Raw genomic sequence first — 21,970 nt, 5'->3', positions numbered from 1 at the left:
TCATTTAAGTGGGCGGCTACGTCAGCAGCCGGACCGCGGCGGGTACGCACTCGGCGGTCACCGGCAGCGGCCCGAGCGGTTCGCCGTCCGCGTAGGCGGTGATCCCGGCGGCCTCCAGGGTCACCTTCGCCGCCCGGTACACGCTGACCTTCGGGTGGCTGAGGTGGGTCCCCTTGTAGACCTGCGGGAAGACCTTGAGGAGGGTGGCGCGGCTGCAGTCGCCGACGACCGTGACGTCGAAGAGTCCGTCGTCGGGGACGGCGTCGGCGCAGATGCGCATCCCGCCGCCGTAGGAGGACCCGTTGCCGACGGCCACCAGCGTGGCCTCGGTCTCGATCACCGGGCCGCCGTCCAGGGTGATCCGGTACGGGAAGGGCTTGAAGGCGGCCAGCTCCGCGACCATCGCCAGGTCGTACTTGAAGCGCCCCGCCGGCAGCCGCATCCGGTTGCCGCGGTCGTTGACCCGCGAGTCGAAGCCGGAGCACAGCACGGTCCCGTACCACTTGCCGGCCGCGCGCCCCAGGTCGATCTCCCGGATCCGGCTCTGCTTGAGGGCCTCGGCGGCGAGCCGGCCCGCCTGCGCGGGGTCCCGTACGGGCAGGCCCAGCGAGCGGGCGAAGTCGTTGCCGGTGCCCACCGCGACCACTCCGAGCGGCACCAGCGTCCCGGCCAGCGCCTGCAGCGCGAGGGAGACCATGCCGTCGCCGCCGACCGCGATCACCGCGCCCGTGCCCTCGCGGACGGCGATGCGCAGCCGGGCCAGCGCGTCCTCGGCGTCGGCGCCGACGACCGTCCGTACGGCGAAGCCTGCGGCCCGCAGCGCGGAAGCGGCCGGCTGCGCGGCGTGCGCGCCCCGGCCGCGTCCCGCGGTGGGATTGACGAAGAGGGTGATCTCAGCGGTCACCCACCGGAATGTACCTGTCAGGTCGCGTCGTCGTAACCGTTGATCCGGTGCCGGCCCCCGTCGGCCTGCTCGGGCAGGGCGCTCGGCGCCGGGACCGTCTCGACCTCGTCGAGGGGGGCCGGGGTGAGGTCCAGCGAAGAGGCCTCGTCGTCGTCGAGGTCCGCGTCGGGGTTGTTGTTCTTGCGCCTGCGGTCGTTGAGGAGGCAGACCCCCAGCGCGATGAAGTACAGCGCCACGATCGGGGAGGCCAGCGTCAGCATGGTGACCGGGTCACCGGTGGGCGTCGCGAAGGCGGCGAAGATGGTGATGCCGAGGACCATGGCGCGCCACCAGCTGCCGAGGCGCTTGGCGCTCAGGACCCCGGTGAAGTTCAGCAGCACCAGCATCAGCGGCAGCTCGAAGGCGATGCCGAAGACCACGACCATGCGGGTGACCAGGTCGAGGTAGTCGTCGACCGGCAGCAGGTTCTTGACGTGGTCGGGTGTGAAGCCGAGGAGGATCTCCGCCGTCTGGGGCAGGATCTTGTACGCGAGCACGGCGCCGGTCAGGAACAGCGGCGCGCCGACCGCCACGAAGCTCAGCGCGTACTTCTTCTCGTTCTTGTGCAGGCCGGGCGCGGCGAACGCCCACAGCTGGTAGAGCCAGACCGGGGCGGAGAGCACGATGCCGGCGGAGAGGCCGACCTTCAGCGCGATGGAGAACGGCGCGGTCAGGCCGCTGGTGGTCATCTCGGCGCAGGGCGCGCCGTCGCGCTGGACCGTCGCGCCGCCCACACATCCGACGGAGCTGAGCATGGGCTCCAGCAGGAAGTCGATGATCGGCCGGTAGTAGACGGCCGCGACGATGGTGACCACGAGGATCGCCAGGACCGACTTCAGCAGACGGTTTCTCAGCTCACGCAGGTGCTCGACAAGTGGCATCCGCCCTTCGGCGTCCTTGTCCGCTTTCCCCTGCTTCCGGGCAGACTTGAGCAACCCACGTCCCTTGTCTCGTTGCAGATGACCGGTGTGACCGGTGATCAGCCTTGCGTGGTGTGGTTCGGCTCGCTCACCGGGCGGGCGCTGGTGACGTCACCGGGCGCGGCCTGGATGGTGCGCGGGGCGACGACCGGCTGCTGCGGCGCGGCGTCGGCGACGACCGGGGGCACGACGACGACGTCGTCGGCCTCGCCGTCCTTCTTCATCGCCTTGGCCTCGCTCTTGAGGATGCGGGCCGACTTGCCGAGCGAGCGGGCCATGTCGGGAAGCTTCTTGGCGCCGAACAGCAGCACGATGACAGCGATGATCAGAAGGAGTTCAAGGGGCTTCATATTGCCGATCATGTGTGTCTTCCTTCTCACCGAAACGGCTGGTTGTGGTGGCCGGGCGACCCGGACGACAAAGGTCCGGCGGCCGCTCTGACATGGATCGTAACCCCCGGGGGTTAACGCCAGGCAATCCCCGGGGGTATCCCCGCTTGCGCGGGGGTCCGACAGTACGACTGTTGCCCCGCCATTGCTACGGCCGTGCGGCCCTGCCCGCGCGCGCCAGGTCCCCCGCAGCCTGCTCCAGGTCACCCGCCGCCCGCTCCAGGTCACCCGAGGCGTCCGCGATCCGGCGGCTGGCATCCGCGACCTGGCCCGACAGCCGCCGTACCTCCACGAACACCCGCACGGCGAGTACGGACAGGACGGCGAGCCCGAGGAAGCCCAGGGCAATTGCGAGCATCGGCCACAGCATGGGACGAGCCTAGGCCACCGGCCGCCTCAGATGCTGCGCAGGGTGCTCACACCGCCGCCGGTCAGCAGTTCCACGATGCGCTCCCCGGCCGGTTTGCGTACGGAGGCACCGCATGCGGGGCAGGTGAAGGAGTAGAAGGTGGCGCGCCGGCTGCCGCCGATGGCCAGGCGCAGGGCGCTCGCGTCCAGCTCGAAACGGGCACGGCAGTCGGGGCAGGCCGCCTTGAAGGCGACCGGCGCCCCGGATGTCCCTGATGCCCCGGATGTCCCGGGCGTTCCCGGTGTCCCTGCCGTTGGCGACATCGCTCGGCGCTCCCCCTCAGCCCTGTTCCCCGTACCCCGCCAGGGCTTCCCGCGCCGCCTGCCGCGCGCTGTCCGCCAGCTCCACCGGCGCCACGATCCGTCCCTCACGCCCCAGCCGCAGCGCGAGCCGGCGCAGCGAGGCCGGGTCCGGGCTGCGCAGGGTGATGCGCAGCCCGCCCTCCGAGAGCTCCTCGGCGCTGTCGTGCGGGTAGTACTCCGCCACCCAGCGGCCGCCGGGCCCCACCTCGACCACGACCTCCGGGTCCTCGGCCGCCGGCTGCACCAGCCCCTCGGACAGGTCGCGCGGCTCGATGGCGGGAGGTTCGGCCCGCTCGTCGAGCAGCCGGATCTCGGCGACCCGGTCGAGCCGGAAGGTGCGCCGCGCCTCCGAGAGGTGGCACCAGCCTTCCATGTACGTGTGGCCCACCGCGAAGAGCCGGATCGGATCGACCGTGCGCTCGGTGAGCTCGTCGCGCGCGGGAGAGTAGTAGCGCAGCCACAGCCGCCGTCGCTCGGAGATGGCCCGGTCCACGTCGGCGAAGACGCCGCCCTCGGACTCGAAGGTCACCGACAGCCGTGCGCTGGCCCCGGCCACCTCGCCGGCCGCGGTCTCCAGCTTCGCGGTGGCCCGCAGCAGCGCGTCCCGGTCGCTCTCGCGCAGCCCGGGCAGCGTGGCCACGGCGCGCGCGGCCACCAGCAGCGCGGTCGCCTCGTCGGCGGCGAGCCGCAGCGGCTCGGCGGTGGACTCCCCCGAGGCGTCCGGATTGCGCCACCAGATGCGCTCCCCGTCGGTGTCGATGTCGAGCAGGTCCCCGCCGCGGAAGCTGGTCCCGCACATGGGCAGGACGTCGAGGTCCGAGATCAGCTCGTCCTCGGTGATCCCGAAGGCGCGCGCGACGTCGGCGACGTGCGCGCCGGGGCGCTCGCGCAGGTACGTCACCAGGGACAGCATCCGGCGCGTCTGGTCGATGGCGTTGGCAGCCATGCTGGTACGTCTCCCCCTCAGGGCGTTGCTACAGATGTTCCGGGCGGCTGGTGTCCGGGTCAGCCCTTGGCGACCGCGCGGAGCCGGTCCACCACGTCGGCCCGCAGGTCGGCGGGCTCCAGCACCACGACATCGGGGCCGAACTCCACGAGCCAGGCGTCCAGCCCGTGCCCGTACGGGATCTCCAGCTCGTCCCAGCCGTCGCCGCCCTCACGCACCGCGGTGGCTTTCGCCCGCAGCGGGTAGCCCGCGCCGGCCCGCAGCCGGATGACCGCGGAGCGGTCGGCCATCTCCCCGGCCCAGCTCGCCACGGTCTCCCGTACGGTCACCACGTCCGGGACCTCCGCGGTGTACTTGGCCGCGCGGGAGCGGACCTTGCCGGTGATCCGGGACAGCCGGAACACGCGCTCCGCCCCGCGGTCGCGGTCGTATCCGGCCAGGTACCAGTGGCCCCGCCAGCACTCCAGCGCCCACGGCTCCACCTGGCGTGCCTCGGGCCGGGCGGCGGTGGACTTGCGGTAGTCGAAGACCACCGGCCGGCGGTCCCGGCAGGCCAGCATCAGCGGCTCGAAGGCCGCCTCGTGGACCGGGATGCGCGGCTCGATGGCACTGTGCTGGCCCTCGTACGGGTCGCCGGCCTCGGGCATCCCGCCCGCGCGCAGCTTCTGCAGGGCGCCGCTGGCCGCACCGGCGAGCCGGGCCTGCTGCCAGACCTTGGCCGCCAGCCCCAGGGCGGCGGCCTCCTCGGCGTCCAGGGACACCGGCGGCAGCCGGTTGCTGTCACGGCGGGCCAGGTAGCCGGTCTCGCCGTCCAGGTTCTCCACCGTCTCGATGACCAGACCGAGCTCGCGCAGATCGTCCTTGTCCCGCTCGAACATCCGGTTGAAGGACTCGTCGTTGCCGGCTTCCATGTAGGCCTCGATGGAGCCGCGCAGTTCACGCTTGCTCAGCGGCCGGCGGGTCCCCAGCAGACACAGCGCCAGATTCATCAGCCGCTCGGCCTTGGCAATCGCCATCGACGCCTGTCCCCCGTTCTCGACGTACACACTCGTGACCGTTGACCGTACCGCCCCGGCGGTCTCCGGCAAAAGCGAGGGGCCCCCACCGGACGGCGGGGGCCCCTCAACTGAACGCGGATGTCCGGATCAGCCGACCTTCACCAGGTCGCAGACGAAGATCAGCGTCTCGCCCGGGGCGATCGCGCCGCCCGCGCCACGGTCGCCGTAGGCGAGGTGCGCGGGGATCACGAGCTTGCGGCGGCCGCCGACCTTCATGCCCTGGACGCCCTGGTCCCAGCCGGAGATGACCTGGCCGACACCGAGCTGGAACTGCAGCGCGGAGCCACGGTTCCAGGAGGCGTCGAACTCCTCGCCGGTGGAGAAGGCCACGCCCACGTAGTGGACGGAGACCCGGTCGCCGGCCTTGGCCTCGGCGCCGTCGCCCACCCAGATGTCCTCCTTCACGAGGTCCTTGGGGGCCTCGCCCTCCGGGAAGTCGATCTCGGGCTTCTCGAGCTTGTCGCTCACGGAACTGCTCCTCATACGTACGAAACGGTCAACCGGAACAGTCTTACATCACCGCGAGGATGTCGAGGCTGAAGACCAGCGTCGAGTTCGCCGGGATGGTGCCCTGCTCCTTGTCGCCGAAGCCCTGCTCCGGCGGGATGACCAGCAGGATGCGGCTGCCGACCTTCTTGCCGACCAAGCCCTCCTTCAGACCCTTGACCGAAAGCTGATCCATCGGCCAGGTCACCGTCGTGTCCGAGGAGTACGTGCTCTCGAAGGTCTTGTCGTCCTTCCACGTCTTCCCGTTGAACTTCACCACGACGCTGTCGGTGTCCTTGACCACCGCGCCGTCGCTCTCCAGGACGTAGTCCGAGACCAGCTTGGCCGGCGGGGTCGCGTCCTTCGGGACGGCCACGGAGACTTCCTTGCCGTCCGTGTTCGTGCCGATCTTCGGCAGGTCCTTGTTGTCCTGCGCGACCTCCTTGCCCTTGGCGGAGGCCGGGACGCTGGTGCCCTTGACGATGTCCACGACGAAGACCAGCGTGGCGTTCGGCTTGATCTTGTCGCCCGAACCCTGGGCGCCGTAACCGAGGTCCGGCGGGATCACCAGCTCCAGACGGCTGCCGACCTTCTTGCCCTCGAGTCCCTGGTCCCAGCCCTTGATGACCTGGCCGGCACCCACGGTGACGTCGAAGGGCTTGCCCTTGCCGAAGCTGGCGTCGAACGGCTCCTTGCCGTCCCACACCTGGCCGACGTAGTTGACCTGGGCGATGTCGCCCTTCTTCAGCGCCGGGCCGGTGCCCTCGCTGATGGTCTCCACCTTCAGTTCCTTGGGCGGTTCACCCGTCCCCTTCGACAGGGTGGGCGTCTCCCCGAACTTGGCGCCCTTCGTGATCGCGGGCACCCCGTTCTTCATCTGGGCGGAGTCGGAGCCGCTGTCACCACAGGCTGCTGTCGACAGCAGCAGAAGGGGTACGACAAGCAGGCCGGCAAGTCGGCGCACGTGTTCCTCAGATCTCAGACGGCTGGACGGTCGTCGCCACTCTAAGCCGTGCCAAGGGCCCCGTACGAGATGCGTACGAGGCCCTGGGCAGATCCGTGCGATGTCACATCGCGCTACGTGCGCACCGCCACCGGCGCGCTACATCCCCGCGATGAGCTTCTCCACCCGGTCGTCCACCGAACGGAACGGGTCCTTGCACAGCACCGTGCGCTGCGCCTGGTCGTTCAGCTTCAGATGCACCCAGTCGACCGTGAAGTCCCGGCGCTGCTCCTGCGCACGGCGGATGAAGTCCCCGCGCAGCCGCGCCCTCGTGGTCTGCGGGGGCACCGACTTGCCCTCGAAGATCTTCAGGTCATTGCAGATCCGCGCCGCCTGCCCCTTGCGCTCCAGCAGGTAGTACAGCCCACGCCGACGGTGGATGTCGTGATACGCGAGGTCTATCTGAGCCACCCGCGGATTCGACATCGTCATGTTGTGCTTGGCCCGGTAACGCTCGATCAACTGGTACTTCATCACCCAGTCGATCTCGGTCCCGATCCGGTCCAGGTCCTCCGCGTCGATCGCGTCCAGGGTCCGGCCCCACAGCTCCAGCACCTGGTCCACCACGCCGGTACGGATTCCCCGGCGCTCGGCGAAGTCCACCGCCTTGTCGTAGTACTCCCGCTGGATCTCCAGGGCCGACGCCTCGCGGCCGCTCGCCAGACGCACCTTGCGCTGGCCCGTGATGTCGTGACTGACCTCACGGATGGCCCGGATCGGGTTCTCCAGGGTCAGATCCCGCATCACCGTGCCCGCCTCGATCATGCGCAGCACCAGGTCGGTTGCCCCGACCTTGAGCAGCATGGTCGTCTCGGACATGTTCGAGTCACCCACGATGACGTGCAGCCGGCGGTAGCGCTCGGCATCCGCGTGCGGCTCGTCCCGGGTGTTGATGATCGGCCGCGAACGCGTCGTGGCCGAGCTGACGCCCTCCCAGATGTGCTCGGCCCGCTGACTCACGCAGTAGACCGCGCCCCGGGGCGTCTGCAGCACCTTGCCCGCACCGCAGATCAACTGCCGCGTGACAAGGAACGGAATGAGGATGTCCGCCAGGCGGGAGAATTCTCCGTGCCGGGCCACCAGATAGTTCTCGTGGCAGCCGTAGGAGTTGCCCGCCGAGTCGGTGTTGTTCTTGAAGAGGTAGACGTCGCCCGCGATTCCCTCCTCGTGCAGGCGGCGTTCGGCATCGACGAGCAGACCTTCGAGAATGCGCTCGCCCGCCTTGTCGTGCGTGACCAGTTCGGTCACGTTGTCGCATTCGGGAGTTGCATATTCCGGATGCGAACCCACGTCGAGGTAGAGGCGGGCGCCGTTCCGCAGGAAGACATTGCTGCTGCGGCCCCATGACACAACACGGCGGAAGAGGTAGCGCGCCACTTCGTCAGGAGACAGTCGGCGCTGTCCCCTGAACGTGCACGTGACGCCGTACTCGTTCTCCAGCCCGAAAATGCGGCGGTCCATGACTGAACATTACGCCTTCTGCCCTCTTCTGAAACCGGGTTCGCCAGTGCCGTTTCGATCAATTGCCGACAAGCGGCTCCGACGGCACCCCCGACACACCCCCCGGCGAACCCGCCACCGCCCGGCTGCGACCCGGCACCGCAAGCACCCGCTGAGTCACCGTCAGCACCACCAACGCCGCCACCCCGGCCACACTCGCCACCCCGAAACTCGCCGCCGTACCGCCCCACTCCACCACCGGCCCCGCCGCCGCCGTACCGATCGCCGCACCCACCCCGAAGAACGTCACCAGCCAGGAGAACGCCTCCGTCACCGTGCCCGCCGGAGCATGCCGGTCCACCACGATGAACGCACACGCCAGCGCCGGCGCCAGGAACACACCCGACAGCGCCGCCAGCCCCGACATCGCCACCGGACCCGGCGTCAGCATCAGCGGCAGATAACACACCGCCAGCAACGCCACCAGCAACCGCAGCCGCCGCTCCGGCGCCCCGGCCCACTGCCGCGCACCGTAGACCACCCCGCCGAACAGCGCGCCCAGCCCCAGCGACGCCATCAGCCAGCCGTACACCGCCTGATTCCCGTGATCGTCCGCGTACGCCACACCCGCCACCGCGATCGAACCCAGCGCCGTACCCACGAAGAAGAAAGCACCCAGGAGCGCCAGCAGCCCCTTGGAACGCAGCGCACCCAGCCAGTGCGCCTCCCGCGGCGCCGACCGCCACGTACGCGAAGGCTCGCTGACCACGACCGACAGCGCGCCCAGCACCCCGATCGCGTTCAGAGCCAGCAGGGCCCCGGCCGGCGACCACAGCGACACGAACAGCGTCACCAGCAGCGGCCCCACCGTGAACATGACCTCCTGCGCCACCGCATCCATCGCGTACGCCGCGTGCACCCGCTCCTCACGGCCCCCCAGCACACCCGGCCACAGCGCCCGCAGCCCGCCCTCCAGCGGAGGCGTGAACAGCCCCGCCACCACCACCGCCGAGTACGCCGCCAAGGGCTCCCCGGTACCGACCAGCGCCAGCCACACCATGCCCAGCGCGGACACCACGGCCGCCGGCAGCTGCACCCGCGGCTGCCCGTACAGGTCCACCGCCCGCCCGAGCAACGGCTGACCCACCGCATTGGCCAGCCCGTACGCGGCCGCCAACGCCCCCGCCAGGGTGTAGCTGCCACCCTCCGCGCGCGTGAACAGCACGATGGCGATGGCCGCCGTGCCATTGGGCAGCCGGCCTATGAGCGTGCCCACCAGCAGCCTCGCGGCGTGCCGGGTCCTGAGCAGCTCCGCGTATCCCGCGGCCATGTCCGCCCCCTCCTGCCCGGCACCAGCCGGGGTAATACGTATAACTCGACCCGTCATACGTACCATGGCCCCAGTCCGCCGGTCCACCCGACGAACCCCCCGACACACCCCTGACCACGCACTTCAGGAGCCACCTGTGACGAGACCCACCAGCCGCGACGTGGCCACCGCCGCCGGGGTCTCCCAAGCCACCGTCTCCCTCGTCCTCGGCGACAAATGGCGCGGCCGCGTCTCCGAACGCACCGCCGACCTCGTCCGAGAAACCGCCACCCGACTCGGCTACCGCCCCAACCTCGCCGCCCGAAACCTCCGCCTCGGCTCCACCCGCACCGCCCTCCTCGTCGTCCCCGCCCTCACCAACGAATTCTTCGCCCGCGTCTACACCGGCGCCGCCCGCATCGCCGCCGAACACGGCTTCGGCGTCGTCCTCTACCCCTCCCCCGACGGCACCGGCCCCGCCCGCAACCCCTTCGCCTCCGCCCGCGCCGCCCTCGACGGAGTCATCGCCTCCTCCATGGCCGCCGGAGCCCTCGAAGCCATCGGCGGCGACGGACTCCCCCTCGTCATGCTCGACAGCGACCCCACCGCCGGACCAGCCGCCGCCCACGTCAACCTCGCCATGGCCGACGGCATGCGCCAAGTCACCGAACACCTCCTCACCCTCGGCCACCACCGCTTCCTCCACCTCGCCTCGGCCATCGACACCTGGACCTTCCACATCCGCGCCGAAGCCCTCACCACCCTCCTGGGCCCCCACACCGAGCTGCGCACCGTACGGGCCCCCCTCACCGTGGAGGGCGCCCGCACGGCCATGGAGAGCGCCCTGGCCACCCCCGGGAACCGGCCCACCGCCGTCATCTGCGACGACGACGTCCTCGCCGCCGGCGCCTGCAAAGCAGCCCGCCGCCTCGGCCTGCGCATCCCCGACGACCTCTCCGTCACCGGCTTCGACGACCTCGCCCTCGCCACCGCCGTCGAACCCGAACTCACCACCGTCCGCCTCCCCGCCGAACGCGTCGGCGAACAAGGCATGACCGCCCTCCTCGCCGTCCTCGAAGGCACCCCCTGGACCGCCCCCGACATCCCCGTGCAACTCGTCACCCGCGGCTCCACGGGACCCGCCCGCTGACACGACGAAACCCCGGCCCGCCGAAAACGGCGAACCGGGGCCATCGCTGCACAGGCGCTACCGCGCCACTACTCCGCCTCGTCCTCCGGAGCCTCGTCGTTCGACACGGCGTCGGCCTGCGCGGCCGCCGGAACATCCGCCTCCAACAGCCGCGACAACTGCCGGCCCCGGATCCGCTTGAACTTCCGCTGCTGCGACCGCGTCCGGTCCAGCACCGCGACCTCCAGCCGCTCGGCCGGAATCGCCTTGTCCGCACCGTTCGCCTGACTCGACAGCGCCTGCACCGCCAGCTTCAACGCCTCGGACAGGGTCATCCCGTCCTGGTGGCGCTGATCGAGGAACGTGCTGATCTGCTCGGCATTGCCACCCACCGCGACGGAACCGTGCTCGTCCACGATCGAACCGTCATGCGGCAACCTGTAGATCTGGTCACCCGCGGCGGTCGCCCCCACCTCGGCGACGACCAGCTCCACCTCGTACGGCTTCTCACCGGCACTCGAAAAGATCGTGCCGAGCGTCTGCGCGTACACGTTCGCCAGCCCACGGGCCGTCACATCGTCACGGTCGTAGGTGTATCCGCGCAGATCGGCATAGCGCACACCGCCGATCCGCAGGTTCTCGTACTCGTTGTACTTGCCGGCGGCCGCGAAGCCGATCCGGTCGTAGATCTCGCTGAACTTGTGCAGCGCACGGGACGGGTTCTCACCGACGAACACGATGCCGTCGGCGTACTGCAGCACGACAAGGCTGCGACCGCGGGCGATGCCCTTACGGGCGTATTCCGCCCGGTCGGCCATGGCCTGCTGGGGTGAAACGTAGAACGGAGTCGACACCGGCTGTCCGTCCCTTTCTTCCGGGCTCCTACAGAACGGGGATGGTCAGAGCAGGGCGGCGCGCGGGCCGTCGGGCTGCTCCAGCCGACGGTCGGTGACCGTACGGGCGAGGTCCTGCGACTGATCGTCGGTCAGCCTGCGGAAACCCTCTTCGGTGATGACGGTGACGATCGGGTAGATGTGCCGGTACAGATCCGGCCCACCCGTCGCCGAGTCGTCGTCCGCGGCGTCGAACAGCGCCTGGACGACGAGCGTGGTGGCCTGCTCCTCCGTCAGATCGGGACGGTAGAGCTTCTTCATGGAGCCGCGAGCGAAGATCGAGCCGGAACCGGTGGCGGCGAAGCCGTGCTCCTCCGAGCGGCCGCCGGTCACGTCATAGGAGAAGATCCGGCCCTTCTCCTTGGCCTCGTCGTAGCCCGCGAAGAGCGGTACGACCGCCAGCCCCTGCATCGCCATCCCCAGATTGCCCCGGATCATGGTCGAGAGCCGGTTGGCCTTGCCCTCCAAGGAGAGCGTCGCGCCCTCCACCTTCTCGAAGTGCTCCAGCTCCAGCTGGAACAGCTTGACCATCTCCACGGCCAGGCCGGCCGTACCGGCGATGCCCACCGCGGAGTACTCGTCCGCCGGGAACACCTTCTCGATGTCCCGCTGCGCGATCATGTTGCCCATGGTCGCCCGCCGGTCACCGGCGAGCACGACCCCGCCGGGGAAGGTGGTGGCCACGATGGTCGTCCCGTGCGGCGCCTCGACAACACCCTCGGGCAGCTTGCGGTTGCCCGGCAGCATCTCGGGCTGGTGCGCGCCGAGGAAATCCATGAAGGACGACGACCCCGGCGTCAGGAAGGCTGCCGGTAGACGCCCTGTGCTACGAGTGTTGGGTTCCACAGGTTTCCTTCCACGTAAGCGGCTGCACGCCGTATGACGTCCGGCCGATCCTTGAACTGCCCCAAGGCTGCGTTACAGCTGAAGCACAGTACGCCTCGGACCTTACCCGTCTGATGATCGTGATCCACGTGCTCAGGAGGAGCCTCTCGACAGATCGCGCAGACTCCACCCTGAGCTGTGATCATCTCGTCGCGCTCCCCTTCGGTGATGCCGTAGGAACGCTTGAGGTGACCTGCGCGTCCGCGTGCGGCCTTGCACGCCTTACAGCAAGTGGCGAGTCCGTCGGATGCAGTTGCGTTCTTGTGCCATTCACTGTGCGGCTTGACTTCTCCGCACGGCCTGCACCGCTTCCACCCGCGAGGAACGTCCACCCTTTCCATGACGAGCTTGCCCTTTGCCGTCTGGCGGCGCCGGTAATGCTCAGCACCGTACGCCGCCACGCATTCTCGACATCGGGGTTGAAGACCGTCCCGACGATTGCGATCTGCCGCGAAGCCACTCAGGGGCAGATCCCGGCCACAACCACGACACCACTTGGATTCCGTAGACATGACCCCACCCCAGCAGGTCACCTTCGATTTGAAGGTGAGAACGCCTTACTGGCCACCCTTTTGAACGAAGCTTCGAACAAAATCCTCAGCGTTCTCTTCGAGTACATCGTCAATCTCGTCAAGTACGGAGTCGACGTCGTCGGAGAGCTTTTCCTGGCGCTCCTTGAGGTCGGTCGATTCTTCGACCGCCGCCTCCTCGACCTCCTCGGTCGAGCGCTGCGCCTTCTGCTGTCCGCCGCCGGTGTCCTTGGTCGCCATGTCTACCTCACCCCGCTCGGTTCGCACGCTCACGTCGAGGGACCCCGGGATTCGGGATCCCTCAAGATCAGACCTTACGTCGGACCCTACAAGGAGGGTCCGACATTCGTCCCCGCACTTTCATTAACGTCCGGGTGCCTTCATGATTCCCGGACCAGAGGCCTTTCAGCCCCGCTCAGCGCCCCGAAAGCACCCGCACCAGGTCCTCCGCCGTACGGCAGCGGTCCAGGAGCTCCTTCACGTGCGCCCGCGTCCCCCGCAGCGGCTCCATCGTCGGGACCCGCTGGAGCGAGTCGTGCCCCGGCAGGTCGAAGATCACCGAGTCCCACGAGGCCGCGGCCACGTCATCGGCGTACTGCTCCAGGCAGCGGCCCCGGAAGTACGCCCGAGTGTCCTCCGGCGGCTTGCTCTGCGCCCGCTCCACGGCCGGCTCCTCCAGCAGCCTCTGCATCTTGCCGCGGGCCGCCAGGCGGTTGTACAGCCCCTTCTCGGGCCGTACGTCCGAGTACTGGAGGTCCACCAGGTGCAGCCGGGCCGCGTCCCAGCCGAGTCCGTCCCGCCTCCGGTAGCCCTCGAGGATTTCCCGCTTCGCGATCCAGTCCAGCTCCCCCGACAGGCTCATCGGGTCGCTCTCCAGCCGGCCCAGCACGTCCTCCCAGCGGGCCAGCACATCCTGGGTCTGCTCGTCCGCGTCGGAGCCGAAACGCTCCTCCACGTACTTCCTGGCCAGCTCGAAGTACTCCATCTGAAGCTGTACGGCGGTCAGTGTCCGACCGCTGCGCAGCGTGATCAGGTGGTGCAGGTCGGGGTCGTGGGAGACCTGGTGCAGGGTGCGCACCGGTTGGTCCACGGCCAGGTCGACGTTGATGAACCCGTCTTCGATCATGGACAGGACCAGGGCGGTCGTGCCGAGTTTGAGGTAGGTGGAGATCTCGGAGAGGTTGGCGTCGCCGATGATCACGTGGAGGCGGCGGTACTTCTCCGCGTCGGAGTGCGGTTCGTCGCGCGTGTTGATGATGGGCCGCTTCAGGGTGGTCTCCAGCCCCACCTCGACCTCGAAGTAGTCCGCGCGCTGGCTGATCTGGAAGCCGTGCTCGCGGCCGTCCTGGCCGATGCCCACGCGTCCGGCGCCGGTGACGACCTGGCGCGAGACGAAGAAGGGGGTGAGGTGGCGCACGATGTCCGAGAAGGGGGTTTCCCGCTTCATCAGGTAGTTCTCGTGCGTGCCGTAGGAGGCGCCCTTGTTGTCGGTGTTGTTCTTGTAGAGGTGGATCGGCTGGGCGCCGGGGAGCTGCGCCGCCCGGACGGCAGCCTCGGCCATGATCCGTTCGCCGGCCTTGTCCCAGAGCACGGCGTCCAGTGGATTGGTGATCTCCGGCGAGCTGTACTCGGGGTGCGCGTGGTCGACGTAGAGCCGTGCGCCGTTGGTGAGGATCACGTTGGCGAGGCCGATGTCCTCGTCGGTGAGCTGGCTGTTGTCGGCGGCCTCGCGGGCGAGGTCGAAGCCGCGGGCGTCCCGTAGTGGATTCTCTTCCTCGAAGTCCCAGCGGGCGCGTCGCGCCCGGTGCATCGCCGCCGCGTAGGCGTTGACGATCTGGGACGAGGTGAGCATGGCATTGGCGTTCGGGTGCCCGGGGACGGAGATCCCGTACTCCGTCTCGATCCCCATTACTCGCCGTACGGTCATGCGGCCCTCCTTGCCCGGCGGCGCTCCCGTTCGGGAGCGGCGCTCAAGTACCGCTGGTGCTCCGGTGCGTTTGGTGCGGTGCCCGTCCCCGCACTGCGCGACCGGCGGTAAGGAAGAGCCTAGAACCACTCCGCGCTGGTGGGGAGATCATTTCAGTCATTGGCTTTGCCTTGTCACCGGCTGAAAAAAGCAGTCGGTAAAGCAGTCGGCTGCGGGTGCCCCGGTGGGGGCATCCGCAGCCGCCCCGCTTCGTCAGAGGTACTGACCGGTGTTGGCCACCGTGTCGATGGAGCGTCCGGTGTCCGCGCCTTGCTTTCCGGTGACGAGTGTGCGGATGAATACGATCCGCTCGCCCTTCTTTCCGGAGATTCGGGCCCAGTCGTCGGGGTTGGTGGTGTTGGGCAGGTCCTCGTTCTCCTTGAACTCGTCCACGCATGCCTGGAGGAGGTGGGCGACTCGGAGGCCCTTCTGGTTGTGCTCGAGGAAGGCCTTGATCGCCATCTTCTTCGCACGGTCCACGATGTTCTGGATCATTGCGCCGGAGTTGAAGTCCTTGAAGTAGAGGACTTCCTTGTCGCCATTGGCGTACGTGACCTCGAGGAAGCGGTTTTCCTCGGTTTCGGCGTACATCTGCTCGACGACGGTCTGGATCATGCTGTGGACGGTGCCGGCCGGGGAGCCCGAGTGTTCGGACAGGTCGTCCGTGTGCAGGGGCAGCGAGGCCTTGAGGTACTTGGCGAAGATGTCCTTCGCGGCCTCGGCGTCCGGGCGCTCGATCTTGATCTTCACGTCGAGCCGGCCGGGGCGCAGGATGGCCGGGTCGATCATGTCCTCGCGGTTGGAGGCGCCGATGACGATGACGTTCTCCAGGCCTTCCACGCCGTCGATCTCGGCGAGCAGCTGGGGGACGATGGTGTTTTCCACGTCCGAGCTGACTCCGGATCCGCGGGTGCGGAAGAGGGATTCCATCTCGTCGAAGAAGACGATGACGGGGGTGCCCTCGCTCGCCTTCTCGCGGGCACGCTGGAAGACGAGGCGGATGTGCCGCTCGGTCTCGCCGACGTACTTGTTGAGGAGTTCGGGGCCCTTGATGTTCAGGAAGTACGACTTCCCCTGGGCCTGGCCGGTGACTTCGGCGACCTTCTTGGCAAGGGAGTTGGCGACGGCCTTGGCGATGAGCGTCTTGCCGCAGCCGGGCGGGCCGTAGAGCAGGATGCCCTTCGGGGGACGCAGTTCGTGTTCCTTGAACAGGTCCGGGTAGAGGTACGGGAGCTCGACCGCGTCGCGGATCAGCTCGATCTGGTCGCCCAGGCCGCCGATCTTGTCGTAGTCGATGTCGGGGACCTCTTCGAGGACGAGGTCTTCGACCTCGCTCTTGGGGACGATCTCGTAGACGTAGCCGGAGCGGGGTTCGAGCAGCAGGGAGTCGCCGGGGCGGATGGTGACGTCCAGGAGCGGCTCGGCGAGCCTCACCACCCTTTCCTCGTCGGTGTGCCCGACGACCAGGGCGCGCTCGCCGTCCTCGAGGATCTCCTTGAGGGTGACGATGTCCCCGGCCCGCTCGTATTCCATGGCTTCGACCACGTTGAGGGCTTCGTTGAGCATGACCTCCTGGCCGCGCCGGAGGTCTTCCGGCTCGACGCTGGGGCTCACGTTCACGCGGAGCTTTCGGCCGCCGGTGAAGATGTCGACGGTGCCGTCCTCGTTGGCTTGCAGGAAGACACCGAAGCCGGCCGGCGGCTGGGCGAGCCGGTCGACTTCCTCTTTGAGGGCCACGATCTGGTCGCGGGCTTCGCGGAGGGTATTGGCCAGGCGCTCGTTTTGTGCGGAGACGCCGGCCAGGTTTGTCTGGAGCTCGACGATCCGCTCTTCGAGAATCCTCGTGTGTCGCGGAGAGTCGGCGAGCTTACGTCGCAGGACGGCGATTTCCTGCTCGAGATAGGCAACCTGGCCGGCGGGGTCCTCAGACCCTCGCCCCGGCCGGATGCCGCGGTTGATGTCGTCGTCGTGGGCTGCCACGGTCCTCACCTCCTCCAAGGGGAGCTGGACGCTTCCTGACCCTACCTGGGCTGGTGGTGATTGAAACCCCTAGATCACAAAGACGGTAGAGGTGTGTCCGATCTTCACCCTTGCGTACTCCCTCACGCCTAAGGAAATACCCACCCATCAACATCGGAAAGCGGCCGGTTGTAAGGTCGAACTGTTCAACACCCGTCAGGGCTCGCGCGACTTGCTGCGAGTCGCGTCCGGGATGGATCACTCAGGGCAGGGAAGTGCAGGAGATATGACCGTGCAGCAGGAGGCTCCCACGAGCGGTGCCGGCGTGGCCGGAGAACCGCTCGAGGTGTGGATCGACCAGGACCTCTGCACCGGTGACGGCATCTGCGTGCAGTACGCCCCGGAGGTGTTCGAGCTGGACATCGACGGTCTGGCGTACGTGAAGGGCGTCGACGAGGAGCTGCTGCAGGAGGCGGGGGCGAGCACTCCGGTTCCGCTGGTTCTGCTTCAGGACGTGGTGGACTCGGTGAAGGAATGCCCGGGTGACTGCATTCACGTAAGGCGCGTTTCGGACAGGGTCGAGGTCTTCGGTCCCGACGCCGAGTGACGGTTCAAACGCTTCCGGAGGTCGAGTCCGTAAGCTCCTGGCGGAATTTCCCGCCGCTCCAGAGCCACTTGGCGAGCTGCTTCTTGTCGGGGCAGCAGCGCGGGACCTCGGGTCCGGAGTAGCCGAGGAGACTGGCGGTGACCGTCTTGTCGCGGATGGTGAGATCGGTTGCGGTCTGTCGGCGGCCGGCGTCGAGCAGGGTGGCGACGACGCGGGGCGCGGCGCCTTCGGTTTTGTCCCGGGTGAGTACGTAGATCGCGTGCGGCGGGGTCCCCGAGCCGGCTTCGCAGCGGACGGCGGCGACCGTTTCGGGGCGGCCGTCGCCGTCGAGGTCGCCTTCGGCGGTGGCCGTGACGGTCTGGGGGGCGCCCTTGCAGTCGAGCGGGTACGTGACCGCGTGCGCGTCGGGGGCGGCGGCCCGGGGGCCGCTCAGGGGGGTCGCGGTGGCGCCGGTGGCGGGATCGGGCTGGAGGAGTCCCGCGGCGGCGATGACGGCGGCCATGGCGGATGCCGTGGCGAGCCAGTGGATGGGCCTGGTGCCGGTGTGCGCCAGGGTTTCCAGTGGTGTCAGCTCGGCGGGGCTGTGCAGCACGCGGGGTGTCTCCTGTGCGAAGGGTGACGGGGAGCCAGCATCGTGCCACACCTCACACGGAGGTGGAACGGCCGGGTCCACGGCCGGGTCCGGGGCCGGTGGCCCGGCTGCCCTGACAACGAAAAGGCGCTGTGGCGCAGTTCCCGGATCGTGCGGGGAACTGCGCCACAGCGCCTTCGTGTTGAAGGGGCGGCTACGCGGAGCGGTCGCTGCCGGGGCCCTCGTAGTCCTCGCCGTACGCGCCCTTGGAGGGGCGGCGGCGGCGCATGGGGGGCTCGACGCCGTCCGCGAGGCGGCGGGCGGTGACGAGGAAGCCGGTGTGGCCGATCATCCGGTGGTCGGGGCGGACGGCGAGGCCCTCGACGTGCCAGTTGCGGATCATCGATTCCCAGGGCTGCGGCTCGGCGTAGCAGCCGAACTCGCGGATGGACTCCACGGTGCGCGAGAGCTGGGTGGTGGTGGCCACGTAGCAGCACAGGATGCCGCCGGGGACGAGGGCCTTGGAGACGGCCTCCAGGCATTCCCAGGGGGCGAGCATGTCGAGGATCACGCGGTCGACGTCGGTGTCGGACAGGTTGTCCTGGAGGTCGCCGACGGTCAGCTGCCACGCGGGGTGCGGGCCTCCGAAGTAGCGCTCGACGTTGGCGGTGGCGATCTCGGCGAAGTCCGCGCGGCGCTCGTAGCTGTGGAGCATGCCCTGGTCGCCGATGGCGCGCAGCAGGAAGCTGCTCAGGGAGCCGGAGCCCACACCTGCTTCCACGACGCGGGCGCCGGGGAAGATGTCGGCGAAGGCCAGGATCTGGCCCGCGTCCTTGGGGTAGACCACGGCGGCACCGCGGGGCATGGACAGGACATAGTCGGGGAGCAGGGGACGCAGCGCGAGGTACGCGACGTTGCCCGTGGTACGGACAACACTGCCCTCGGGAGCACCGATCAGCTCGTCGTGCGGGAAGGAACCCTTGTGGGTGTGGAAATTCTTCCCGGCTTCGAGCGTGAACGTGTAGTGGCGGCCCTTGGGGTCGGTGAGCTGAACCTGGTCCCCGACCTCGAAGGGCCCGCGTCGGCGGGCGGCACCGGTCGGTTCGGACATGTGACCAGTGTATTGGCTTCAGGACTGGGGCCGCGCCATGGCCTTCACGAAGGCCCTCTCGACGTCTTGGGTGGAGAGCACGCCGTAGATCTCGCCGCCGGTTTCGGTGACGAGGTATTCGGTGGCGGGGGTGGCGCGGAGGTGGTCGAGGAGTTCTTCGCCGGTGAGCTCGGCGGAGACCGTCATGCCGTCGGTGAGGTCTTGGGCGAGGGTGCTGACGGCGACCCAGGGGCGGCGGTGTTCGGGGACGGAGGCGATGGCGGTTTCGCGGACGATGGCGGTGGGGTCGCCGTGGCCGTCGACGACGACCAGTGCGCGGGCTCCGGCTTCGTTGGCGCGGCGCAGGGCTTCGGAGAGGGGGGTGGTGTTCTCGACGGGGATGGCGCGGCGGGTGAGGGTGCGGGCGCGCAGGTCGGGGAGGTGTTCGCGCAGTCGGGCCATGCGCAGGCTGTTGCCGGCGCCGGTCCAGATGATGGCGGCGAGGATCGCGGCGAGGAGGGCGTCCATGACGGTGTCCATGCCGCCGATTTCCTGGGCGGGGTTGCCGAGGACTCCGGTGTGGGTCAGCAGGGGCAGGCCGAGCAGGACGGTGACGGCGAGGCCGCGGCCGACCCAGGCGGCGGCGATGGTGCCGGTCATGGGTTTGCCGGTGATGCCCCAGATGACGGCGCGGAGCATGCGTCCGCCGTCGAGCGGGAGGCCGGGGAGGAGGTTGAAGGCGGCGACCAGGAGGTTGGAGATCATCAGGCCGGCGAGGAGGACGCCGGGGACGGTGGCCGGGTCGACGGCTTTCATGCCGAGGTAGAAGGCGCCGGCGAGGAGGAGGGAGAGCAGGGGGCCGACGAAGGCGAGGACGAATTCGCGGCCGGGGGTCTCGGACTCCTTCTCGATTTCGGAGACTCCGCCGAAGAACTGGAGCTGGATGCGGCGCACGGGCAGTTTGAAGCGGAGTGCGGCGACGGTGTGGGCGAGTTCGTGGACGAGGACGGAGGCGTAGAAGGCGACGGCGAAGAAGAGGGAGACGAGGTAGCGGGCGGGTCCGAGGTCGGGCAGGATCCGCTCCAGCTGGTCGCCGAAGACCCAGGTGATGAGGGCGGCGACGAGGAACCAGCTGGGCGAGACGTAGACGGGTACGCCGAAGGGGCGGCCCATGAGGAGTCCGCCGCCCGGTCCGGGGCGCCGGCTGGGGCGCTCGCCGGTTTCGTCGGTGTCTGCCACGGTTGTCCTTCGTTCGCTGCTGTCCGGTGCTGTGGGGTGCCCCGGCGGTTTTCGTGCGTCTCCGCTCGCGTCTCGGGCCGCGCCGATCGCGCGGTGTGATGCTCCGATCATGCAGTGCGAGGGGGCTTGTCGTCGATGGTATGCGTCTGCTGTCGGTGGCGGGTCGTAGGGTTTCGTGTATGACGACGAGCCCCGGTGCTGTGCCGGCCGAAGCCGATGACGACGCTGCGCCGAGTGCGAGTGCGGTGGCGCCTTCTTCGCTGTCCCCGTCGCGGGCGAGTGATTTCATGCGGTGTCCGCTGTTGTACCGGTTCCGGGTGATCGACAAGTTGCCGGAGAAGCCGAGTGCGGCGGCGACGCGGGGGACGCTGGTGCATGCGGTGCTGGAGCGGCTCTTCGACCATCCTGCGCCGGAGCGGACGGCGCCGCGGGCCAAGGCGCTGATCCCGGGGCAGTGGGACCGGCTGCTGGAGTCGAAGCCGGAGCTGACGGAGCTGTTCCCGGCGGGGGACGACGGGGCGGGGCTGGCGCGGTGGCTGACGGAGGCCGAGGCGTTGGTGGACCGGTGGTTCACGTTGGAGGACCCGACGCTGCTGGAGCCGGTGGAGCGGGAATTCTTCGTGGAGACGGAGCTGGAGTCGGGGCTGCGGCTGCGCGGGATCATCGACCGGGTGGACGTGGCGCCGACGGGCGAGGTGCGGATCGTCGACTACAAGACGGGCAAGGCGCCGCGGCCGGAGTATGCCGAAGGCGCGTTGTTCCAGATGAAGTTCTATGCGCTGGTGGTGTGGCGGCTGAAGCAGGTCGTGCCGCGGCGGTTGCAGCTGGTGTACCTGGGCAGTGGGGACGTGCTGACGTACGACCCGGTGATCGAGGATCTGGAGCGGGTGGAGCGCAAGCTGCTGGCGCTGTGGGAGGCGATCCGGGAGGCGACGCTGTCGGGTGACTGGCGGCCGCGGCCGACGAAGCTGTGCGGTTGGTGTGATCATCAGGCGGTGTGTCCGGAGTTCGGGGGCACTCCCCCGGCCTATCCTCTGGTGATCATCCCGAAGCCTGACACCGAGGCCTGATGCCGAGGCCTGACACCGAGGGCTGATCGACCCGCCGGTTCCTGATCATCGGGGCAGGGCAGAATGGGGCGGGTCCGCCGAAGCCGTTTGACGAATACGAGGTAGACCCCGTGGCGATCCGCATCCTACTGGTCGACGACCAGCCGCTGCTGCGCACCGGCTTCCGGATGATCCTCGAGGCCGAGCAGGACCTGGCGGTGGTCGGGGAGGCCGGGGACGGTCTGCAGGCGCTGGACCAGGTGCGGGCGCTGCAGCCCGATGTGGTGCTGATGGACATCCGGATGCCGCGCATGGACGGGGTGGAGGCGACCCGGCAGATCACGGGTCCGGGCCGGGACGGTCCGGCCAAGGTGCTCGTGCTGACCACCTTCGACCTCGACGAGTACGTGGTGGAGGCGCTGCGGGCGGGTGCCAGCGGTTTCCTGCTGAAGGACGCTCCCGCCAATGAGCTGGTCCAGGCGATCCGGGTGGTCGCGGCGGGTGAGGCGATGCTCGCGCCGAGCATCACGCGCCGGCTGCTGGACAAGTACGCCGGTCATCTGCCGTCGGGTGAGGAGAGCCTCCCCAACACCCTGGGGACGCTGACCGAGCGCGAGGTCGAGGTGTTGAAGCTGGTGGCGCGGGGTCTGTCGAATGCGGAGATCGCGGCGGACCTGTTCGTGAGCGAGACGACGGTCAAGACGCATGTGGGCCACGTGCTGACGAAGCTGGGCCTGCGCGACCGGGTCCAGGCCGCGGTGTACGCGTACGAGAGCGGTCTGGTGCGCCCGGGCGCCCAGTAGCCGGGCCCGCGCACGGCAACGGGCCGGCAGCCGCATCGCGCGGC

Annotated in this window: 23 protein-coding genes and 1 pseudogene; 4 read left to right on the top strand and 20 right to left on the bottom strand. The window is 69.0% G+C overall.

What is annotated here, in order from left to right; translation table 11 throughout:
- Nucleotides 1–16: 16 nt before the first annotated feature.
- The 11 genes and pseudogenes from ACFWBF_RS26255 to ACFWBF_RS26205 form a co-directional block, all read right to left on the bottom strand.
- Complete coding sequence (locus ACFWBF_RS26255; RefSeq protein ID WP_385606175.1) at nucleotides 17–904, bottom strand: diacylglycerol kinase; 888 nt, start codon at nucleotides 902–904, stop codon at nucleotides 17–19.
- A gap of 17 nt (nucleotides 905–921) precedes the next feature.
- Nucleotides 922–1,878, bottom strand: coding sequence for a twin-arginine translocase subunit TatC (tatC, locus tag ACFWBF_RS26250; protein ID WP_385606173.1), 957 nt, complete (start codon nucleotides 1,876–1,878; stop codon nucleotides 922–924).
- 44 nt (nucleotides 1,879–1,922) lie between these two features.
- A complete protein-coding gene (tatA, locus tag ACFWBF_RS26245; protein ID WP_385606171.1) occupies nucleotides 1,923–2,225 on the bottom strand; it encodes a Sec-independent protein translocase subunit TatA in 303 nt (100 codons plus the stop codon).
- A 175-nt stretch (nucleotides 2,226–2,400) separates the two neighbouring features.
- Nucleotides 2,401–2,622, bottom strand: coding sequence for a hypothetical protein (locus tag ACFWBF_RS26240; RefSeq protein ID WP_385606169.1), 222 nt, complete (start codon nucleotides 2,620–2,622; stop codon nucleotides 2,401–2,403).
- Between the two features lie 26 nt (nucleotides 2,623–2,648).
- Nucleotides 2,649–2,924, bottom strand: coding sequence for a hypothetical protein (locus ACFWBF_RS26235; protein WP_385606167.1), 276 nt, complete (start codon nucleotides 2,922–2,924; stop codon nucleotides 2,649–2,651).
- A 16-nt stretch (nucleotides 2,925–2,940) separates the two neighbouring features.
- Nucleotides 2,941–3,909, bottom strand: a complete 969-nt coding sequence (locus ACFWBF_RS26230) for a helix-turn-helix transcriptional regulator (protein WP_385606165.1) — start codon at nucleotides 3,907–3,909, stop codon at nucleotides 2,941–2,943.
- A gap of 59 nt (nucleotides 3,910–3,968) precedes the next feature.
- The gene (locus tag ACFWBF_RS26225; protein ID WP_385232481.1) at nucleotides 3,969–4,925 is read right to left on the bottom strand and encodes a helix-turn-helix transcriptional regulator; all 957 of its coding nucleotides are present in this window, start codon (nucleotides 4,923–4,925) and stop codon (nucleotides 3,969–3,971) included.
- A gap of 129 nt (nucleotides 4,926–5,054) precedes the next feature.
- Nucleotides 5,055–5,450 carry an FKBP-type peptidyl-prolyl cis-trans isomerase gene (locus ACFWBF_RS26220; RefSeq protein WP_385606164.1) on the bottom strand — a complete coding sequence of 132 codons (396 nt, stop codon included), beginning with the start codon at nucleotides 5,448–5,450 and terminating at the stop codon, nucleotides 5,055–5,057.
- Between the two features lie 28 nt (nucleotides 5,451–5,478).
- On the bottom strand, nucleotides 5,479–6,417 hold the full coding sequence (locus tag ACFWBF_RS26215) for an FKBP-type peptidyl-prolyl cis-trans isomerase (RefSeq protein WP_385606162.1): 939 nt from the start codon (nucleotides 6,415–6,417) through the stop codon (nucleotides 5,479–5,481).
- Nucleotides 6,418–6,555: 138 nt separating this feature from the next.
- On the bottom strand, nucleotides 6,556–7,917 hold the full coding sequence (pafA, locus tag ACFWBF_RS26210; protein WP_030016332.1) for a Pup--protein ligase: 1,362 nt from the start codon (nucleotides 7,915–7,917) through the stop codon (nucleotides 6,556–6,558).
- Between the two features lie 9 nt (nucleotides 7,918–7,926).
- Nucleotides 7,927–9,226, bottom strand: a pseudogene (locus ACFWBF_RS26205) (MFS transporter).
- 64 nt (nucleotides 9,227–9,290) lie between these two features.
- On the opposite strand from ACFWBF_RS26205, the gene ACFWBF_RS26200 reads away from it, so the two are divergent.
- Nucleotides 9,291–10,355, top strand: a complete 1,065-nt coding sequence (locus tag ACFWBF_RS26200) for a LacI family DNA-binding transcriptional regulator (protein WP_385606160.1) — start codon at nucleotides 9,291–9,293, stop codon at nucleotides 10,353–10,355.
- A gap of 68 nt (nucleotides 10,356–10,423) precedes the next feature.
- Here ACFWBF_RS26200 and prcA read toward each other — a convergent pair whose 3' ends face one another.
- The 6 genes from prcA to arc all read right to left on the bottom strand — a co-directional run bounded on the left by prcA (nucleotide 10,424) and on the right by arc (nucleotide 16,588).
- Nucleotides 10,424–11,188, bottom strand: a complete 765-nt coding sequence (gene prcA / locus ACFWBF_RS26195) for a proteasome subunit alpha (protein WP_384227884.1) — start codon at nucleotides 11,186–11,188, stop codon at nucleotides 10,424–10,426.
- A 45-nt stretch (nucleotides 11,189–11,233) separates the two neighbouring features.
- A complete protein-coding gene (prcB, locus tag ACFWBF_RS26190; RefSeq protein WP_385606158.1) occupies nucleotides 11,234–12,073 on the bottom strand; it encodes a proteasome subunit beta in 840 nt (279 codons plus the stop codon).
- Nucleotides 12,025–12,453 (bottom strand): endonuclease VII domain-containing protein, encoded by a 429-nt coding sequence (locus tag ACFWBF_RS26185; RefSeq protein WP_385606214.1) that lies wholly within the window; start codon nucleotides 12,451–12,453, stop codon nucleotides 12,025–12,027. The genes prcB and ACFWBF_RS26185 overlap by 49 nt, the downstream gene beginning before the upstream one ends.
- Before the next feature lie 216 nt (nucleotides 12,454–12,669).
- On the bottom strand, nucleotides 12,670–12,882 hold the full coding sequence (locus tag ACFWBF_RS26180; RefSeq protein WP_133898495.1) for a ubiquitin-like protein Pup: 213 nt from the start codon (nucleotides 12,880–12,882) through the stop codon (nucleotides 12,670–12,672).
- Nucleotides 12,883–13,057: 175 nt separating this feature from the next.
- Nucleotides 13,058–14,569: a depupylase/deamidase Dop gene (gene dop, locus ACFWBF_RS26175; protein WP_385606156.1), complete on the bottom strand. Its 1,512-nt coding sequence runs from the start codon at nucleotides 14,567–14,569 to the stop codon at nucleotides 13,058–13,060.
- 252 nt (nucleotides 14,570–14,821) lie between these two features.
- A complete protein-coding gene (gene arc / locus ACFWBF_RS26170) occupies nucleotides 14,822–16,588 on the bottom strand; it encodes a proteasome ATPase (protein WP_385606154.1) in 1,767 nt (588 codons plus the stop codon).
- A gap of 265 nt (nucleotides 16,589–16,853) precedes the next feature.
- On the opposite strand from arc, the gene ACFWBF_RS26165 reads away from it, so the two are divergent.
- Complete coding sequence (locus ACFWBF_RS26165) at nucleotides 16,854–17,174, top strand: ferredoxin (protein WP_385606153.1); 321 nt, start codon at nucleotides 16,854–16,856, stop codon at nucleotides 17,172–17,174.
- A 4-nt stretch (nucleotides 17,175–17,178) separates the two neighbouring features.
- Here ACFWBF_RS26165 and ACFWBF_RS26160 read toward each other — a convergent pair whose 3' ends face one another.
- The 3 genes from ACFWBF_RS26160 to ACFWBF_RS26150 all read right to left on the bottom strand — a co-directional run bounded on the left by ACFWBF_RS26160 (nucleotide 17,179) and on the right by ACFWBF_RS26150 (nucleotide 20,185).
- Nucleotides 17,179–17,766, bottom strand: a complete 588-nt coding sequence (locus tag ACFWBF_RS26160; protein ID WP_385606151.1) for a hypothetical protein — start codon at nucleotides 17,764–17,766, stop codon at nucleotides 17,179–17,181.
- Between the two features lie 193 nt (nucleotides 17,767–17,959).
- A complete protein-coding gene (locus ACFWBF_RS26155) occupies nucleotides 17,960–18,856 on the bottom strand; it encodes a tRNA (adenine-N1)-methyltransferase (RefSeq protein ID WP_007263187.1) in 897 nt (298 codons plus the stop codon).
- Between the two features lie 18 nt (nucleotides 18,857–18,874).
- On the bottom strand, nucleotides 18,875–20,185 hold the full coding sequence (locus ACFWBF_RS26150; RefSeq protein ID WP_385606150.1) for a site-2 protease family protein: 1,311 nt from the start codon (nucleotides 20,183–20,185) through the stop codon (nucleotides 18,875–18,877).
- A 68-nt stretch (nucleotides 20,186–20,253) separates the two neighbouring features.
- Between ACFWBF_RS26150 and ACFWBF_RS26145 the strand changes: the two genes are divergently transcribed.
- Both ACFWBF_RS26145 and ACFWBF_RS26140 read left to right on the top strand, forming a co-directional pair.
- Nucleotides 20,254–21,144: a RecB family exonuclease gene (locus tag ACFWBF_RS26145; protein WP_385606149.1), complete on the top strand. Its 891-nt coding sequence runs from the start codon at nucleotides 20,254–20,256 to the stop codon at nucleotides 21,142–21,144.
- Between the two features lie 110 nt (nucleotides 21,145–21,254).
- Entirely contained in the window at nucleotides 21,255–21,926 is a 672-nt protein-coding gene (locus ACFWBF_RS26140) for a response regulator (RefSeq protein WP_385606148.1), read from the top strand.
- Nucleotides 21,927–21,970 lie beyond the last annotated feature (44 nt).

Source organism: Streptomyces sp. NPDC060028 (assembly GCF_042736725.1).
GTDB lineage: Bacteria > Actinomycetota > Actinomycetes > Streptomycetales > Streptomycetaceae > Streptomyces.
This window is presented reverse-complemented; position numbering and strand designations above follow the sequence as displayed.

Bases quoted from the DNA above. Each gene is read 5' to 3' on its own strand.
- ACFWBF_RS26185 (WP_385606214.1), bottom strand. From the start codon at position 12,453: ATGGAAAGGGTGGACGTTCCTCGCGGGTGGAAGCGGTGCAGGCCGTGC.
- ACFWBF_RS26225 (WP_385232481.1), bottom strand. From the start codon at position 4,925: ATGGCGATTGCCAAGGCCGAGCGGCTGATGAATCTGGCGCTGTGTCTG.
- ACFWBF_RS26165 (WP_385606153.1), top strand. From the start codon at position 16,854: ATGACCGTGCAGCAGGAGGCTCCCACGAGCGGTGCCGGCGTGGCCGGA.
- ACFWBF_RS26235 (WP_385606167.1), bottom strand. From the start codon at position 2,924: ATGTCGCCAACGGCAGGGACACCGGGAACGCCCGGGACATCCGGGGCA.
- ACFWBF_RS26240 (WP_385606169.1), bottom strand. From the start codon at position 2,622: ATGCTGTGGCCGATGCTCGCAATTGCCCTGGGCTTCCTCGGGCTCGCC.
- ACFWBF_RS26155 (WP_007263187.1), bottom strand. From the start codon at position 18,856: ATGTCCGAACCGACCGGTGCCGCCCGCCGACGCGGGCCCTTCGAGGTC.
- ACFWBF_RS26150 (WP_385606150.1), bottom strand. From the start codon at position 20,185: ATGATCGGAGCATCACACCGCGCGATCGGCGCGGCCCGAGACGCGAGC.
- pafA (WP_030016332.1), bottom strand. From the start codon at position 7,917: ATGGACCGCCGCATTTTCGGGCTGGAGAACGAGTACGGCGTCACGTGC.
- ACFWBF_RS26200 (WP_385606160.1), top strand. From the start codon at position 9,291: ATGGCCCCAGTCCGCCGGTCCACCCGACGAACCCCCCGACACACCCCT.
- ACFWBF_RS26220 (WP_385606164.1), bottom strand. From the start codon at position 5,450: ATGAGGAGCAGTTCCGTGAGCGACAAGCTCGAGAAGCCCGAGATCGAC.
- ACFWBF_RS26180 (WP_133898495.1), bottom strand. From the start codon at position 12,882: ATGGCGACCAAGGACACCGGCGGCGGACAGCAGAAGGCGCAGCGCTCG.
- tatA (WP_385606171.1), bottom strand. From the start codon at position 2,225: ATGATCGGCAATATGAAGCCCCTTGAACTCCTTCTGATCATCGCTGTC.
- ACFWBF_RS26230 (WP_385606165.1), bottom strand. From the start codon at position 3,909: ATGGCTGCCAACGCCATCGACCAGACGCGCCGGATGCTGTCCCTGGTG.
- ACFWBF_RS26145 (WP_385606149.1), top strand. From the start codon at position 20,254: ATGACGACGAGCCCCGGTGCTGTGCCGGCCGAAGCCGATGACGACGCT.
- dop (WP_385606156.1), bottom strand. From the start codon at position 14,569: ATGACCGTACGGCGAGTAATGGGGATCGAGACGGAGTACGGGATCTCC.